Source organism: Defluviimonas sp. D31 (genome assembly GCF_033436765.1).
Lineage (GTDB): Bacteria > Pseudomonadota > Alphaproteobacteria > Rhodobacterales > Rhodobacteraceae > Albidovulum.
In genome coordinates this window covers 289,080-305,651 of sequence record NZ_JAWQFN010000002.1, presented here as the reverse complement: position 1 = coordinate 305,651, position 16,572 = coordinate 289,080, and the positions used below count along the sequence as shown (strand labels likewise).

The following is a 16,572-nucleotide window of genomic DNA, read 5'->3' as shown; positions in this document are numbered from 1 at the left end:
ACGCGGGTGCGGGCAATCGCCCGACCGATCGTGATCCAAAGACCGTCCCATGCCCCAGACGCTGACCCTCGTGGCCGATATCGGCGGAACCAACACCCGTGTGGCACTCGCGCCTGACGGAATTGTCGACCGCGCGTCGATCCGGCGCTTCGCCAATGCCGATCATCCCGGCCTCGGTCCGGTGCTCGCCGCCTATCTCGCGGCTGCCGGCGACCCGCGCTGCGAGGGCGCCTGCGTCGCCGTCGCGGGTCCGGTCGCCGACGGGGTGGCGACGATGACCAATCTTGACTGGACCATCGACCGCGATGCGGTGGCCGACGCGACCGGTGCTACGCGCGTTGCGGTCATCAACGACCTTCAGGCGCAGGGCCATGCGCTCGACCACCTGGCGCCGGGCAGTCTCCGCCCGCTCATCGCCGCCGCCGGCCCGCGCAAGCCCGGCGCGGCGCAGCTCGTCATCGGCATCGGCACCGGTTTCAACGCCGCCCCGGTGCACGAGACCCCGGCCGGCCGGATCGTCACCGCCTCGGAATGCGGCCATATGACGATCCCGGTACGCAGCGATGCCGATCTGAGACTTATGCGTTGCGTCGAGACCGCGCATGGATTCGCGGGGATCGAGGACGTGCTGTCCGGCCGTGGCCTCGAGCGTCTTTTCGCCTTTCACGCCAGCGAGGCGGGACGCGACGACCGACCGGCTGCCGCGGCGATCATGGCGGCAATCGCCGAAGGCGCGGACCCCGTGGCGACCGCGACCGGGGCTAGCTTCGTGCGCCTTCTCGGCACCGTCGCGGGTGACCTTGCGCTGAGCCACCTGCCCTTCGGCGGCATCCACCTGATCGGCGGGGTCGCCCGCGCCTTCACCGCGCATTACGCAGGTTTCGGCCTTGCCGAGGCCTTCCGCGACAAGGGCCGGTTCTCCGGCTTCATGCAGGAATTTCCGGTCTCGATCATCGAAGACGACTATGCCGCCCTGGAAGGCTGCGCGCTCTGCCTCGGCACGACGAACTCCGCTTGAGCCTTCAGACGTCAAACCATTCTTAAGAGCTTTCGCCCTAGCCTGAGCGGGACGCTTCAGTCTGGCGAGGGCAAGGTGCGAGAATCCGTGGTTCCCACGAAGGCGGTCGGCGAAGCCCCGGCCCTGCCGCTCCCGGCGCGGCTCGACCTGACGGCGTCCGGTCCGCTTCGGGACGCACTCCTGTTACGGCGCGGTGCAGCCCTTTGCGTCGATGCCGGCGCCGTCGAACATCTCGGCACACCCTGCCTTCAAGTGCTGCTGGCAGCGGCGGCGGCGTGGCGCGTCGACGGCCGGCACCTGGACGTCACGCCGATGTCCGAGGCGTTCTCGGACGCGCTGCGCAGCTTCGGCCTCACGCCCGGCGACCTTGCCGCGCATGTTCCTGGCCGAGGCGACGGACTCGACGAGGCGGAGACTTGCACGTCATGGGCGTGAACATCCTGGCAGTCGACGACAGCCGTACCATGCGCGACATGCTGGCGCTGGCGCTTGGTGCCGCGGGCTACACGGTGCGCCTGGCCGAGGACGGCCAGCAGGGGCTCGAAACGCTCGAGAACTTCAGCCCCGACGCGATTCTGTCGGACATCAACATGCCGAGGCTCGACGGCTTCGGATTCGTCCAGGCCGTGCGGCGGATCGAACGGCACCGCTCGACACCGATCCTCGTCCTCACAACCGAGGATGCACCGGAACTGAAGGCCCGTGCCCGTACTGCGGGCGCCACCGGATGGATCGTGAAGCCCTTCGATGCCCCGAAGCTGATCCGTGCGTTGCAGATGGTCGTCCGGTGACGGGTGAAAGCATGTCAACGCCGGGCGACCCTATGGATCGAATCCGCGCCGGTTTCCATGTCGAATGCGAGGAGCAGATCGAACAGTTGCGCGACGCGCTCGGAATCGTCGAGGCCGCCTGCGACCGCGGCTGCGCGCCTGACCCAGAGGCCGTCAACAGCGCCTTTCGGGCAGTGCATACGATCAAGGGCGGCGCGAGCGCCTTCGCGCTTGGGCCTCTCGCCAGCTTCGCCCACCGGATGGAAGGCACGCTCGAGGGGCTACGATCGGGCACGGTTCCAGTCGACGGCGCGACGACGAAGGCGCTAGTCCGCGCCACGGACCATCTTGCCGACCTGGTCTCGGCCTGCTCCACTGGAGACGCGACTTCGACCGAGGGCCCGGCGACCGCCGATCCGTTCGCCAACTTCGCGCCCGCCGGAGCCGGCAGGGCGACTGCGGCCGGCGACGCCGATCAGGCCTGGCGTGTAACGTTCCGACCGAGCGAAACGCTTTTCGCCACCGGCAACGAGCCGCTCTTCCTGTTGCAGGCACTGCGCGCCCTGGGTGCAAGCGGGGTGACCTGCGACACGTCCGCGCTTCCGCCGCTCGCCGGGCTCGATCCGGATCGGGCCTATATCGGTTGGTCTCTGGCGCTTCCAGGAGATCGCGATCGTTCGGAGATCGTGGAGATCTTCGATTTCGTCGAGGATGTCTGCAAGTTTGCGATCGACCGGGATGCCTCCGACTGCGAAACCCCGCCGCCGGTTGCGGCCCCGTTGCAGGCACCACGCCCAGGGACCGAGCCCGCTCGCTCCATTCGGGTTGATCTGAACCGCGTTGACCGCGTCATGAATCTTGTTGGAGAACTGGCGATCACTCAATCGATCCTGAGTCAGTCGATCCGCGATGCCGGGCTTGCCACCCATTCCGATATCTCCCCGAGACTCGAAGCCCTCTCGGCGCTGACCCGCGACATTCAGGACACGGTCATGACGATCCGCGCGCAACCCGTGAAGCCCCTGTTCCAGCGAATGGGGCGGATCCTGCGCGAAACGGCGGAGGCGCTCGGCAAGCCGGCGCGGCTGAGAACAGAGGGCGAGCTGACCGAGGTCGACCGCACCGTTGTCGAGCAGCTGGCCGATCCGCTCATGCACATGGTCCGCAATGCCGTAGATCATGGACTCGAACCGGTCGAGGAACGGCGCCGCGCCGGCAAATCCGACGAAGGCACGATTACGCTCACCGCGGCACATCGGGCCGGGCGGTTCGTCGTCGAACTTTCTGATGACGGACCCGGGCTTGACCGTCCGCGGATCCGCGCGGTGGCCGCGTCAAAGGGGCTCATCGATGCGACCACGGAAATGAGTGACCACGAAATCGATCAGCTGCTCTTCCACCCCGGCTTTTCCACGGCAACGTCGGTCAACGACGTGTCTGGCCGCGGTGTTGGACTGGACGTTGTCAGGACTGCAATCACGCGTTTGGGCGGGAGGCTGTCGATCCAGTCGGATATAGGGTGTGGTACGCGCTTCAGCCTGTCCTTGCCGCTCACGCTCGCGGTTCTCGACGGGATGATCGTGCGCGTCGCGGGGCAGGTCCTGGTCATGCCGGTGGCGGCGGTGATCGAATCCGCGGCGGTCCGTGGGCTCGAACGGCGAAACCTCGGGCCGGGGCGCGATCTCTTGCGGATCCGCGACAAATTCGTCCCGGTTTGTGACGTCGCAGATGCACTCGGTTACCGCACCGCGGAAGAGGGACCGCTGCACGCGATCGCGATCCTGACCGAAGCCGAGGACGAAGTACGGTCCGCTCTGGTCGTCGATGCGATCCTCGATCAAAGGCAGGTCGTGGTCAAACCGATCCGCAGCATCTTAGCGCAACCTCGCGGGATCTCGGCGGCGACAATCCTGGGAGACGGACGGATCGCGCTCATCCTCGACCCGGGCGATCTCATCAGGTCGAAGACACAAGCCGCCACCCCGGCCGCCTCTCACCACATCGGAGGTTCGCTCGGATGACGAACCCGGCACCCGAGGAGGTGAAACTCCTGACGTTCCACCTCGGGAAAGAGAGCTTTTGTCTAGACGTCATGACTGTCCGGGAGCTTCGGACGTGGAGCGCGCCGACGCCCGTGCCACATGCGCCGTCCTACCTGTCGGGCGTGATCAATCTGCGTGGAACGATCCTGCCGGTCGTCGACCTCGCAGCTCGTCTTGGACTTCCCGCCATGGCGATAGATGAGCGCCATGTGATCATCGTTGTCGATTCCGCGGGGCAATCCGCGGGCCTCATCGTCGAGGCGGTCAACACGATCCGTCCGGTTTCACGCGATTTGCTCGAAGCCTTGCCGCCGGTCGCGCGCGGCAAGGGCGAGGACTGTCTTGCCGCGCTTGCGCTCGTGGGTGACCAGATGGTCCGCGTGATCGACCTGTCGGCAATTCTGGCCAACCGCCGGGTCGATCTGGCATGAACGGGCGCGCTGAACCGTTGCTAGACACTTCGGCGGCCGCCGCGGCGATCGCCTTGCACGCCGAGCATTTGACGGGGATCGTCCTGCCCACGGATGGTGCCGCGATGATCGGCGCGCGCATCGGCCGCCGGTTGACCGCTCTCGGCCTCGCAGATCTCGACGCCTATCTTGATTTGCTGCGCTCACCTGCCTGGAGTGACGAACGCCATCACTTCATTTCTGCTGTTACAACCAACGAGTCTAACTTCTTTCGGGAGCCGCACCACTTCGAGCACCTCCGTGCCAAGGTATTGCCGCCGCTGATCGCACGTGCACGCCGCGGGGGGCGTGTGCGACTCTGGTCCGCCGGGTGCGCAGTCGGGCAGGAGCCATATTCACTCGCGATGGTGGTTCTTGACATGATGCCGGATGCAGGTCTGCACGACATCCGTATTCTGGCGAGCGACATTGACCGAGCGGCTCTCGCGAACGCCTGCAGCGCCGACTATTCCACCGCCTCGCTCGCATCCGTGCCTGCTGGAATGCAATCGCGCTTCTTCACATTCGAAGGAGACGTCTGCAGACCCATCCCGGCGGTGCGCGAACTTGTCCGGTTTCGCGAGTTGAACCTGCAGGGATATTGGCCGATGTGTCGCCCTTTCGACATCATAGTTTGCCGGAATGTCGCGATCTACTTCGCACCCGAAACGCAACACCGACTGTGGCGGCGGTTCGCAGGTGCACTTGGCACGGATGGCAGACTTTTCCTTGGTCATTCTGAACATATCCCAACCAATTGCGGGCTGCCGCTGCGCCCGGACGACGTGACGTGCTACCGGCGACTGCCAGATCATCCGGATGTTGGAGCCTGGTCGTGACCGTGACTTCAGAGCTTTGCGAACAACCTGTCGGAATCGCCCTGGCGGCACTCTTGCAGGATGTCGCCACCGAACTCTCAGATCTAGCGACCCTGGCGGGATCCGTCCAAGAGGCACTCTCTCACTGCGACGTTTCAGATCCGCCTGATCCGGAAACGCTCGCGAAGCTGCAGGGCTTGGACCGGCTCAGCCAAGGTCTCGACAATGTCGGCCGCCTGATGGCAACTCTACCCGCTCATTTGCCCCAAGACCTCACGGTGGCGACCTCTGCGCTAATTTCGGATCGACGGCACAGTTACTTGCGCCGACGAGCGGCCGAATCCGGCAGGGTGGAAAGCGAAGAAGCCAAATCGCGTCCGGGGGACGTGATTTGGTTTTGACTGACCAGCCTGCGGGCGCGGAACAGCCACTACAGGTTTTCGAAACGGTGTCGGACGCCTACCGCTCCGGCATCAGATGCACCGCGTCCAGACTCATGCGCGCACTCCTTACTACAGTGGAAGCATCTCTCCCGAGACGGAACCGGTGAGTTCGAGAATTGCCTGCGACATACGGTTGATCGGCACTGCGGCCTCCGCGGCCCCGGATGACAATACTGCGCCCGGCATGCCAAATATCACCGAACTGGCTGCATCCTGGGCGAGGCATCGTGCACCGGACCGGCGCAGTTCAGCCATCGCAAGCGCGCCATCGCGCCCCATGCCGCTGAGCATCACAGCCACGATGTCATTCGCCATGTGGAAGGCTGAGGCGAACATCGCCTCCACTGACGGACTATGGCCGTGCGACAGCTCGGCCTTTCGTAACCTGCAATGCGGGGGCGTCCCGGCTCCGATGACAAGGTCGTCCCCTCCTCCGGGGGCCAGATAGACATTACCCGGCAGAATAAGCTCTCCCTCGCGAGCAATTCGCATTCGCGGTGCGATCCGCGCGTCAAGCCGCGTCGCAAATCGCTCAAGCATTGTTTCAGGCATGTGTTGCGAGATGACGATCGGAGGACCGTCCGCAGGAATACCTGACAGCAAGATCTCCAGTGCCTCTACGCCCCCTGTCGATGCACCGATCAAAACATAACGCCCGTTCCATCGGAATCGCGTAGTGGAGAATGAAGGGACAGTTTTTAGATTGGGATCGCGAACCCGCACCTGCGCCCGAGCCGCGGCCAAAATGCGGTCCCCAAGTCCGTCGAAAGGGCGGCGACAGCTTTTGTCGGGCTTGCCAATACAGTCGACCGCCCCACGCGCGAGCGCCTCTATTGCCGCTGAACTCCCTCGCGGAGAGTCGCCGGATATCATTACTACCGGAAGCGGACGAAGCCGCATGAGACGGTCGAGAAAGCTCAGCCCGTCCATTCTAGGCATCTCGATATCGAGCGTCAGCACGTCTGGTGAGTGCTTCCTGATCTTGTCTCGAGCCTCGATCGGATCCGCTGCCTCGGCCACCAACCGGATTCGCGGATCATGCGCGACTGCCTCGCGTATGATTGCGCGCATGGTCGCGGAATCATCAATGATCAGCAGTCTAGCGACCATGATCGTGTGGTCGCGTGTTAGCGGCTCGGGACTCTTTGACTACGACTGCCGACGCCACAGTCCTTCCAACACTCAGAATTCGCTCCAATCCTCGGCCTCCGTTCTCTCGACCGCTATCGTTGTGAAAAGGTTCGAGTTGCCGGCCCGCAGGGGTCCGCGGCAGGCCGAGCGGCGCGGTCTCACATTAGCTGTAGCCTCACCGTTGCTACGGGCCATCGAGTATTCTGGCTCATGGGTATCCTTCGCGCCGCCAATTCGGAACCGGGCCATTGTAGCATTGAGCATTTCCGCACCCCGTGTCAGGGACTGGCCCGCCGCTGCGGCCTGAACGAACAAGGCGGCGTTTTGTTGTGTCACCTGATCAATCTGGTTGACCGCTACGTTGATCTCGGCAAGTCCTGCCGACTGCTCCTGGGCTGAGATGGCGATCTCTGACACCCGTGCAGCGATGCTGGACACAGAAGCCACGATATCCTTTAGGGCACGCCCCGTCTCCGCCACCAAACCGACACCGCGTTTGACTTGGCCGGAAGAAGCCGAGATCAAAGTGTCGATCTCCCGAGCCGCTTCCGAAGATCGCTGAGCGAGCGCGCGGACTTCGGCCGCCACGACCGCAAAGCCGCGTCCGGCCTCGCCTGCCCGCGCCGCCTCCACACCCGCGTTCAGTGCAAGCAAGTTTGTTTGAAAAGCTATGTCGTCGATAACGGATATGATCTTCGCGATTCTTTCCGACGAGCACTCGATCTCGCCCATCGCTCGCACCGCCTCCTCTACGATCGCTCCTGATGCTTCAGCCGAAGCACGAGCATTTCCGACGACGCTGCTGGCTTCCGCGGCGCCGGCCGCAGCGGATCTGACCGACATCGTGAGCTCGTCGAGGGCCGCCGCCGTCTGCTCCAGCGTTGCGGCCTGCCTTTCGGTCCGGCCGTTGAGATCATCGGCCGACTGAGCGATTTCGAGCGCATCAACCTCGATCGTGGAGGCATTCTCGATGACCGCGCCCATCGCGTCGGCAAGCCGGGCCGCGGCCTGGTTGAAGTCCATGCGCAAGGTCTCATAATCCGCGGCGAACTCGCTATCGATGCGCGCGGTCAGGTCGCCGTCGGACAGATGGCTGAGACCGACCCGAAGCGCCTCCACCACCCGGCTTTGTGCGGCTTCCATGTTGCGCCTGCGGATCTCGGCTGCGCGCAGCGCATTCTGTGCCTCCGTCACATTGGATCCCATGAGGAACACCTTGAGCAGTCGGCCGTCCCCGTCATGGACCGGCGAGAGGCCGCCGTCGATGATGCTTTCGCGTCCCGCTTCGGAACCGGTTCGGAACTGCCCGAAAACCGACTCCCCGGCCAGGAGACGAACCCAGACCGCATCCAGATCGTCCTTCGCGTCCGGATCGCCCCGGAGAACCTCGGTGTGATTCTTTCCGAGGAGTTCACCTTCAGGCGCGCCGAGCAGCGCGACCATTTTTGGGTTCGTCCTGATGAGCCGTCCTTGGGCATCGAACTCGGCCGTCGCGAGATACCTGTCGATGGCCGCCAGGACCGCCCTGTTCATCCGCTCGACCGTCACGTCGCGCCACTCGATCACGATTCCGATGCGGCCCTGACCGTCCATTGCGACCTCGTTTATTTCGAGCGCAAAGCGGGCATCACCGAGCTGCACCTCCGAACAGAACGGCAGAGACGCCTCATCCTCCGGCCGGAGCCGCACCGCCTCGGGCAGGATGCCGAGTGTCTCGAGGCTGTGACCGACAACGGCGTCCGGGGAAAATCCGGGCTTTGCCTTTCGAACCTCCTCGACGTGGCGCTCGAGAAGGGCGATGGCGGACGGGTTGACGTAGCTCACGCGCAGATCCCGATCCGCGATCATAAGGGCGGCAGACGAACTCTCGAAGGCGGCGCTCTTGAATGCGGCATCGCGGGCGATGGCAGCGGTCGTGGCCAACCCGTCACGCACGGTTTCAAGCGCCCGCGCGATCGTGCCGATCTCGTCGCGCCGGGCGGTATCGCGGATCGGCACCGAGTAATCACCGGCGGCGATCACGCTCATTGCCGCCGCGGTCCGTTCAAGTGGCCGTGCCAGGCTGCGCGCCAGAAGAAACACGACCAGGCCGAGCGCCGCCATCGAGGCGATGCCGCCCAGCACCATTCGCTCGGTCAGGAGCGCGACCGGCGCGAGAAGCGACGACATCGGCTCCTCGTAGATCAATGCAAGATCCAACCCCGGCAGCGCGATCCTACCGGTCATCAGCACCGAAGGCGCGCCGAACAGCCCGTCCTCGCGGGCAAGGGCATGGTTCTCGCGAAAAGCAGACTTAAGCACGTCGGCGGCGCTTCTCTGGGTGAGCGCGGTCGGCTCGCCCCCGACATTGGTGCGCAGCCGGTAGTCCCGTCCGACAAGATAGATCAGCGCGCCCGATTCCTTGCCGAACTCCGTACCGAGCAACGCGGTCAGCTGTTCAGCCGAGATCTGGAACACGAACGCACCGAGCACCCGCCCATCCACCGATCGGATCGGTGCGGCCGCGAAGCTCGTCATCCGCCCTTTGGACGGGCCATAATGGTCAAAATCGGAAAAGAGGACCGTCGTATCCGGCGCCTGCATGGCGCGGCGGGCGGTCTTGGCGAGCAGGCTCGTGCGAAGCGGACCGGTGAAGATGTTCTGACCGAGGTCGCCTTCCTTCGCGACGCTGTAGAGCACGTTGCCCTCGTGGTCGAGGATCATGAGGTCATGATAGGCCTTCTGCTGCAACATCGAGACGAAGCCCGCGTGGTAGCGGTTATGGGCAATCGAATAGTCCGAGACGCTGGCCGGTTGCTCTAGCCGGTACCTCTCTCCGTCCGGGTAGGGATTGCGGGTTATGAACTGTTCTTGGAGTATCTCCGGAGCGGACTTGCCGAGCCGCTCCCAGGCCATGGAAAAGTCGCGGATCGCCCGGACCGCCGTCGGGCTCGCGGAAAGCGACGCCAGATCCGAGGCCACGACGGAAAACCAGGCTGAGACCTCGGTCTCCTTCGCGACGACCACAGTCTCGATCCGGACGTGCGCTGCGTCCATGAGCGCGTCGCGCGCGACGCGGTGGCTCGTGTAGCCCATCGCCAGGAGTGCCGCGAGCGCGAGCGTGCCGAGAATGATCGGCAGCTTGGCCGCCAGGCTGAGGTTGTCCAGAAGCCGCATCGCCATCTCCCGCCGCAAGCGCCCGCATCGGCCATCGCGGCCATGCGAAGCCGAGAATGGCGCGCGCAGCTTGAAGATTCGCTTAACGATACCTTGGGGAGCGCCGGCTCACTCCGCGAGAAAATCGACGAGAAGGCGGGTGGAACCGTCCTTGCCCGCTGCCGTCTCGCGGCCGGCAAGGATCGGATCCAGCGCCAGCGCCAGTTCCTTGCCAAGCTCGACCCCCCACTGGTCGAAGGAATTGATGCCCAGGATCACACCTTCGACGAAGACCCTGTGCTCGTAGAGCGCAAGGATCTGGCCGAGCGTGAACGGCGTGAGTTTCGGGTAGAGCAGCGTCGTCGAGGGCCGGTTGCCGGGAAAGACGCGGTGCCTTGCCTGCCGTTCGAGATCGGCGCCGCCACGACCCGCCGCGGTCAGGAGCGCGCGCGCCTCCGCCAGCGTGCGGCCGCGCATGAGCGCCTCGGACTGCGCGAGGCAATTCGCGGCGAGCAGGCGGTGCTGATGCGCCAGCCTCGGCTCGTGCCCCTCGCGGGCGAGCAAGAATTCGCAGGGGATCACCCGCGTCCCCTGGTGGATGAGCTGGTAGAAGGCATGCTGACCGTTGGTTCCGGGCTCGCCCCAGACCACGGGTCCGGAATTGCCCGGCAGGTCGGTGCCGTCGATCGCGACGCGCTTGCCGTTGCTCTCCATCTCGAGCTGTTGGAGATAGGCCGGCAGGCGGCTGAGGCGCTGTTCATAGGGCAGCACCGCGCGGGTGGCGTGGCCGCAGATCTGGTTGTGCCAGATGCCGACCAGCGCCAGCATCACCGGCATGTTCTCGATCAGCGGCGCCTCGCGGAAATGCCGGTCCATCGCCGCGCCGCCGGCGAGGAACGCCGTGAACGCCTCCGGTCCGATCGCGAGCATCAGCGAGAGCCCTACCGGCCCCCAGACCGAGTAGCGTCCACCGACCCAATCGGCGAAGCCGAAGACCCGCTCGGGCGCGATGCCGAAAGCCGCCGTGGGTTCGGCGGCCGTCGAGACCGCGGCGAACTGCGCGCCCGGATCGGCGACCGCCTTCGCCATCCACGCACGGGCGGCCTCGGCGTTGGTCATCGTCTCGACCGTGGTGAAGGTCTTCGAGGCGACGATCACCAGCGTCGTCGCCGGATCAAGCGGTGCGAGCACGTCATGGACATGGGCGCTGTCGACGTTGGACACGAAATGCGTGCGCGGCCCGTTGGCATAGGGCCCAAGCGCGAGGCAGGCCATCGCCGGGCCGAGGTCTGAGCCGCCGATGCCGATGTTGACCACGTCGGTGAAGCGGCCGCCCTGCCCCACAATGCCGCCCGACCGGACCGCGTCGGCGAAGGCTTCCATCCGCGCATGGGTGGCGCGGACCGCGGGCATCACGTTCTCGCCGTCCACATCGATATCCGCGCCGAGATTGCGCAGCGCGGTGTGCAGGACCGCGCGGCCCTCGGTCTCGTTGATCTTCGCGCCAGCGAACATCGCCTCGCGGCGCCCGGCCACGCCCGACGCCTCGGCGAGGCGGATCAGGAGATCGCGCGCATGCGGATCGATCGACGTCTTGGAATAGTCGAAAAGGAGCCCGTCGGCGCGGATCGAGAACCGCCCGGCACGGTCGACGCCCTCGAAGAGTTCGAGGATCGGCCGGTCGGCGTGAAGCGCCTGATGGTGGCGCAGGTCGTCCCAAAGGGTCATGGTGGCTCCGGTTGATCAGGGGGCCCAATGCACGGTGGCATTGGCCAGCACCGAGAGGATCGGCGCCTCGTCCGCAGACAGATTCTGCGCGCGTTCGAGGGCCTTGCGCTTCTCGGCGCCGGTGATGACAACGTGGCAGCTCATCGCGTCGGCAAGGACACGGGCCGACAGCGTGACCCGCGTTTCACCTGCGCCGGGCGCGCGGATCGGCACCAGCAGCGGCGCGTCGTCGTCGAGCGCCTCGGCAAGCCCGTCAGCGCCGGGGAAAAGCGAGGCGGTATGCATGTCCGCACCCATGCCGAGCAAGAGTACGTTGAGCGGCAGGAGCGGTTCGATGCCGGCCGCAAGCTGGTCAAGCACGGCCTCCGGTTCGGGCGCATCGGCATGGAGCGGCAGGAAGCGGGCCTTCTCGGCGCGGCCGGTCAGCAGGCGCTGGCGGATCAGGCGTGCGTTCGAGCGTTCGTGGCCTTCCGGCACCCAGCGTTCATCCGACGGCAGGACCGTCACCCGGTCCCAGTCCAGTTTCACCCCCGACAGCACGTCGAAGATCGGTGCGGGCGTGGTGCCACCGGGAACGCAAAAACTAACCTCGTCGTTCTGGCGCAGCGCCATCGACAGTTCGCTTGCCAGAATGTCGGCCAGGTCGAACATCATCAGTTCGGCGTCGGGGTATTCCTCGAAATTCATTCCCGCATCTCCCGCCATCTTCGTCCATCGCGATGCAGAAGCATCAACGCGTCCTCAGGCCCCGAGGAGCCCGGATCATAGCCCTTAGGCCGGTCGCCGCGCGCCTCCCAGGCGGCGATGATCGGATCGGTCCAGGCCCAGGCCGCCTCAACCTCATCGCCGCGCATGAACAGCGTCTGGTTGCCCCGGATCACGTCCATGATCAAGCGCTCATATGCGTCCGGGATGTCGGCGCCATCCTCGCCCAGAGCCTCGGCGAAGGACATGTCGAGCGGCACCTCGGTCAGGCGCATCCCGCCCGGCCCCGGCTCCTTGATCATCACCGAAAGCGTCATGCCCTCGTTCGGCTGGAGCCGGATCGCCAGCACGTTCTCGCGCCAGCCCTCCTCGTCGCCAAAGATCGAATGCGGCACCTCCTTGAACACGACCGCGATCTCGGACGCCCGCGCGCGGAGCTTCTTGCCGGTGCGCAGGTAGAACGGCGTACCTTTCCAGCGCCAGTTGGCGATATCGACCTTGAGCGCGATGTAGCTCTCGGTGCGGCTGTCGCGGTGGTCGACATCCTCGGCATAGGAGCCGCCGCCGTTACGCGTGCCCGCGCGGTACTGACCGCGCACGATGTCCTCGGGCACGACCGGTTGCAACGCGTGGATCACCTTGAGTTTCTCGTCGCGCACCGCGTCGGGGTCGAAGCGGTAGGGCGCCTCCATCGCGATCAGGCAGAGAAGCTGCATCAGGTGGTTCTGCACCATGTCCCGCATCGCGCCCGACTTGTCATAGTAGGCGCCCCGGCCGCCGACGCCGACGGTCTCGGAAACCGTGATCTGGACGTGATCGACGTGCCGCGCGTTCCACAGGGGCTCGAACAGGATGTTGGCGAAGCGCACCGCCATCAGGTTCTGCACCGTCTCCTTCCCGAGATAGTGGTCGATCCGGTAGATCTGGCTTTCGGCGAAATGCGCGGCCAGCGTGGCGTTGAGCGCCTTCGCCGTCTCCAGATCGCGGCCGAAGGGCTTCTCGACGACGATCCGCGCCTCGGGCGTTGCGATGCCGTGGCGGTGGAGCCGCTCGGCGAGGTCGCCGAAGAGCGACGGCGCGACCGAGAAGTAATAGGCCTGGACCACGTCGGTGCGGATCAGGGCGGCCAGTTCCGGCCAGCCGTTGTCGCCCTTCGCATCGACCGCGACATAGCGCAGATGGTCGAGAAAGCGCGTTATGCTTTCGGCGTCGCGTTTCTTCGCGTCGATGAATTCCGCGATCGCCTCGGCCACGAAGGCGCGGAAGCCCGGGTCGTCCATCTCGGTCCGCGCCGAGCCGATGATCCGCGAGGTCTCGGGGATCTGCCCGGCAACAAAACGCCGGTAGAGCCCGGGCAGGATCTTGCGGCGCGCCAGATCACCCGTCGCCCCGAAGATGACGAGGTCGAACGGATCGACCGGAATCACGCGTGAGACCATGTGCTCCTCGTTGCTTCAAACGCCCGTTAGCGCTAACGGTGACGGTCTTAGCGGCTAAACCCTGCTGAGTCTAGCACCTGCCGCGCGGGCGTGCCATCGCGACGCGAACGGGCGCCGACGCGTTCGCGTCGGCGCCCGTTGCGGCCGATTGGCGAGAGGATCAGGCGTTCACGTCGACGACGACCCGGCCCTTGACCTGACCCTTGAGGATGTCGCGGCCAAGTTGCGGCAGGTCCGAGAGCACCGCTGGCTGGATCATCGCCTCGAGCTTGTCCATCGGCAGGTCCGTCGCGATCCGCTCCCAGGCGCGGACACGGTTGGCATAGGGCTGCATGACCGAGTCGATCCCAAGGAGGTTCACGCCGCGCAAGATGAAGGGCGTGATCAGCGCCCCCTCGATCGCGGCACCTCCGGCGAGGCCGACGGCGGCGACCGAGGTGCCGTACTTCATCTGTTTCAGGACGCGACCCAGCATCGCGCCCGCCACCGCGTCGACGCAGCCGGCCCACTGCTCGCCTTCGAGCGGCTTCCGGGTGACTTCCGTCAACTCCTCGCGGGCGACGATCTGGGTGGCGCCGAGGCTCTTGAGGTAGTCCGCCGTCTCCGGCCGCCCGGTCACGGCCGCGACCTCATGGCCAAGCTTGGCGAGGATCGCGGTCGCGACCGAGCCGACGCCGCCCGCCGCCCCGGTCACCAGAACCGGCCCGTGCCCCGGCGCAAGGCCGTGATCCTCGAGCGCCATCACCGACAGCATCGCCGTCAGCCCGGCGGTGCCGACCGCCATCGCCTGCCGCGTCGTGAGCCCCTTCGGCAAGGGCACCAGCCAGTCCGCGCGCACCGAGGCTTTCTGCGCGTAACCGCCCCAATGCGCCTCGCCGACGCGCCAGCCGGTCAGCACGACCTTGTCGCCCGGCTTGTAGCGCGGATCGGAGGATTTCTCGACCGTGCCGGCAAAGTCGATGCCCGGCACATGCGGGTAGTTGCGGACAAGCCCGCCGCCCGGCCCGATGCAAAGGCCGTCCTTGTAGTTCACCGTCGAATACTCGACCGCGACCAGGACCTCGCTCTCGGGCAGGCGGCTTTCCTCGATCGCCTCGACCGAGGCCGAGGTCTTGCCGCTTTCCGCGTCCTTCGTGACAACAAGTGCGTTGATCATCGTCTCGCTCCTCAGATCCAGAATTTTGCCTCTACAACGGCATCGCGCATGCCGTCCTGCGTCTCGACTTCGACCTTCGTGCCCGCGTCCCAGTGACTCTTGTCGATCATCCCGATCGCCACGTTTGTCCCGAAGTCCGGGCTGTACTTGGCGCTCGTCACCTGTCCGACCTTTGCGCCGCCGGCACAGACATGCCAGAGCCGGTCGCAGCGCGGCAGATCGCCCTCGATCGCGATCGGGCGGATCATCCGTTCCGCCGGCCGGGCCGCGAGCCCCGCCTTGCCGATATAGTCCGCCGGCGAGTTGACGTATTTGCCGAGGCCCGCCTCGAACGGCGTGTTCGCGCGGGTCATGTCGTTGCCGTAGCTGAGGAGCCCGCCCTCGACCCGCTCGATCAGGTTCGGGCAGCCCGCGCGGACATGGAGATCCTCGCCCGCCGCGAAGAGCGCCTCCCAGAGCGGCATGCCGTAATCCCAGTCATCGACATAGATCTCGAACCCGCCCTGCTTGGAGTAACCCGAGCGCGCCACGATCATCTCGCGGCCCTCGAAGGCGAGCCGCTTGTAGCGGAAGAACCGGATCTCGCGCACCGCGTCGCCGAAGACCCGCGCCATCAGGTCGTCGGACTTCGGCCCCTGCACCGCGAGCGGCGAGACATCCGGCTCCTCGACCACGACATCGAGCCCGAGCGCGTCGGCCACACCCACCACATACTGCAGGTAATCGCTGTCGGCGATCGAGATCCAGTAATGATCCGCCGCGACCTTCACCGCCACCGGATCGTTGAGCAGGCCGCCGTTCCGGTCCACGACCGGGATGTAGAAGCACTGGTCGTCCGCCATCTTCGTCAGGTCGCGGGGGCTGATCAGCGTCATCAGCCGCAGCGCGTCCGGCCCCTTGACGCTGACCTGCCGCTCGCAGGCCACGTCCCAGACCTGAACATGGCGCTTCAGGTGGTGGTAGTCCTCGACGAAGCCGCCGAACTGCGCCGGCAGCAGCATGTGGTTGTAGACCGTGTAGCTCGTCACGCCGGCGGCTTCGACGCCGGGCGTGAAGGGGGTACGCCGCACGCGGCGCGAGGAAGTGATAACCGTCATGTCTTGCTCCCTGCCCGGCTCAGTTCGGCCCGTGCCAGTCGATCTGGCAGATCTCGGCCGAGCGGCCGTCGAAATCCCAGACCCGGCCGAAGGCGCGCACCTTGCCCTTGGAGGCCTTGGCCACGGTGATGTCCGGACCCATCCAGTACTCGGTGTTGCTCACGACGATATCCTCGCCGCCCTTGCCCGCCACCGGCGCCACCTCGCCCTTGATCGCGCGTCCGACGGTCAGGCGGCGGGTCTTGCCCTCGGTCTCGTAGGTCACGGGCGCGCGCTCGGCGCCGAGGAACTCACTCACAAGCACCTTGAAGAGCCCGGTCGTGCCGCGCGCCTGCCCGGTGAAGACCTTGAGAAGCCCCTCATAGGCCTTGTCCGAGGCACGCTCGTCGACATAGGCGGCGGCCTTCCAGTTGCCGCGGCCCATCTTGCCGGGGATCTCCAGCAGCAGGCCGACGTTGAGCCCGGAAAGATCCTCGCCGTCGTAGTGGCCCGTGTCGATGCGGATGCCGGCCCAGCCCATGCAATAACCTTCGGTGGGCGGGTGCTCACCAAGCGAGATCACGCACGGGCAGAAGACGGTGCAGTTGCAGTTGAGGATCAGTTCCCCCTTGATGGCCCATTCGGGCAAGCTCTCGGCCATG

General features: G+C 65.8%; 15 protein-coding genes. 7 read left to right on the top strand and 8 right to left on the bottom strand.

Features of this window, described 5'->3' with window-relative positions; all coding sequences use genetic code 11:
- The first annotated feature begins 49 nt into the window (after positions 1 to 49).
- The 7 genes from R5H32_RS05210 to R5H32_RS05180 all read left to right on the top strand — a co-directional run bounded on the left by R5H32_RS05210 (position 50) and on the right by R5H32_RS05180 (position 5,498).
- Positions 50 to 1,018, top strand: a complete 969-nt coding sequence (locus R5H32_RS05210; protein ID WP_318337622.1) for a glucokinase — start codon at positions 50 to 52, stop codon at positions 1,016 to 1,018.
- A gap of 87 nt (positions 1,019 to 1,105) precedes the next feature.
- A complete protein-coding gene (locus R5H32_RS05205) occupies positions 1,106 to 1,453 on the top strand; it encodes an STAS domain-containing protein (RefSeq protein WP_318337621.1) in 348 nt (115 codons plus the stop codon).
- The gene (locus tag R5H32_RS05200) at positions 1,444 to 1,809 is read left to right on the top strand and encodes a response regulator (RefSeq protein WP_318337620.1); all 366 of its coding nucleotides are present in this window, start codon (positions 1,444 to 1,446) and stop codon (positions 1,807 to 1,809) included. The genes R5H32_RS05205 and R5H32_RS05200 overlap by 10 nt, the downstream gene beginning before the upstream one ends.
- Positions 1,746 to 3,809, top strand: coding sequence for a chemotaxis protein CheA (locus R5H32_RS05195; protein WP_318337619.1), 2,064 nt, complete (start codon positions 1,746 to 1,748; stop codon positions 3,807 to 3,809). Before R5H32_RS05200 ends, R5H32_RS05195 begins: the two co-directional genes overlap by 64 nt.
- Complete coding sequence (locus R5H32_RS05190; RefSeq protein WP_318337618.1) at positions 3,806 to 4,261, top strand: chemotaxis protein CheW; 456 nt, start codon at positions 3,806 to 3,808, stop codon at positions 4,259 to 4,261. The genes R5H32_RS05195 and R5H32_RS05190 overlap by 4 nt, the downstream gene beginning before the upstream one ends.
- The gene (locus tag R5H32_RS05185) at positions 4,258 to 5,118 is read left to right on the top strand and encodes a CheR family methyltransferase (RefSeq protein WP_318337617.1); all 861 of its coding nucleotides are present in this window, start codon (positions 4,258 to 4,260) and stop codon (positions 5,116 to 5,118) included. Before R5H32_RS05190 ends, R5H32_RS05185 begins: the two co-directional genes overlap by 4 nt.
- Positions 5,115 to 5,498, top strand: a complete 384-nt coding sequence (locus R5H32_RS05180; RefSeq protein WP_318337616.1) for a hypothetical protein — start codon at positions 5,115 to 5,117, stop codon at positions 5,496 to 5,498. The genes R5H32_RS05185 and R5H32_RS05180 overlap by 4 nt, the downstream gene beginning before the upstream one ends.
- 111 nt (positions 5,499 to 5,609) lie before the next feature.
- Here R5H32_RS05180 and cheB read toward each other — a convergent pair whose 3' ends face one another.
- The 8 genes from cheB to R5H32_RS05140 form a co-directional block, all read right to left on the bottom strand.
- On the bottom strand, positions 5,610 to 6,650 hold the full coding sequence (gene cheB, locus R5H32_RS05175) for a chemotaxis-specific protein-glutamate methyltransferase CheB (RefSeq protein ID WP_318337615.1): 1,041 nt from the start codon (positions 6,648 to 6,650) through the stop codon (positions 5,610 to 5,612).
- A 72-nt stretch (positions 6,651 to 6,722) separates the two neighbouring features.
- Positions 6,723 to 9,566 (bottom strand): methyl-accepting chemotaxis protein, encoded by a 2,844-nt coding sequence (locus R5H32_RS05170; RefSeq protein WP_318337614.1) that lies wholly within the window; start codon positions 9,564 to 9,566, stop codon positions 6,723 to 6,725.
- 369 nt (positions 9,567 to 9,935) lie between these two features.
- Positions 9,936 to 11,534: a glucose-6-phosphate isomerase gene (gene pgi / locus R5H32_RS05165; protein WP_318337613.1), complete on the bottom strand. Its 1,599-nt coding sequence runs from the start codon at positions 11,532 to 11,534 to the stop codon at positions 9,936 to 9,938.
- Positions 11,535 to 11,549: 15 nt separating this feature from the next.
- Positions 11,550 to 12,221 carry a 6-phosphogluconolactonase gene (pgl, locus tag R5H32_RS05160; RefSeq protein ID WP_318337612.1) on the bottom strand — a complete coding sequence of 224 codons (672 nt, stop codon included), beginning with the start codon at positions 12,219 to 12,221 and terminating at the stop codon, positions 11,550 to 11,552.
- Positions 12,218 to 13,678, bottom strand: a complete 1,461-nt coding sequence (zwf, locus tag R5H32_RS05155; protein ID WP_318337611.1) for a glucose-6-phosphate dehydrogenase — start codon at positions 13,676 to 13,678, stop codon at positions 12,218 to 12,220. The genes pgl and zwf overlap by 4 nt, the downstream gene beginning before the upstream one ends.
- Positions 13,679 to 13,838: 160 nt before the next feature.
- On the bottom strand, positions 13,839 to 14,834 hold the full coding sequence (gene acuI / locus R5H32_RS05150) for an acryloyl-CoA reductase (protein ID WP_318337610.1): 996 nt from the start codon (positions 14,832 to 14,834) through the stop codon (positions 13,839 to 13,841).
- An 11-nt stretch (positions 14,835 to 14,845) separates the two neighbouring features.
- Entirely contained in the window at positions 14,846 to 15,931 is a 1,086-nt protein-coding gene (locus R5H32_RS05145; protein ID WP_318337609.1) for a dimethylsulfoniopropionate demethylase, read from the bottom strand.
- 19 nt (positions 15,932 to 15,950) lie between these two features.
- Complete coding sequence (locus R5H32_RS05140) at positions 15,951 to 16,571, bottom strand: DUF1326 domain-containing protein (protein ID WP_318337608.1); 621 nt, start codon at positions 16,569 to 16,571, stop codon at positions 15,951 to 15,953.
- Position 16,572: the final 1 nt, after the last annotated feature.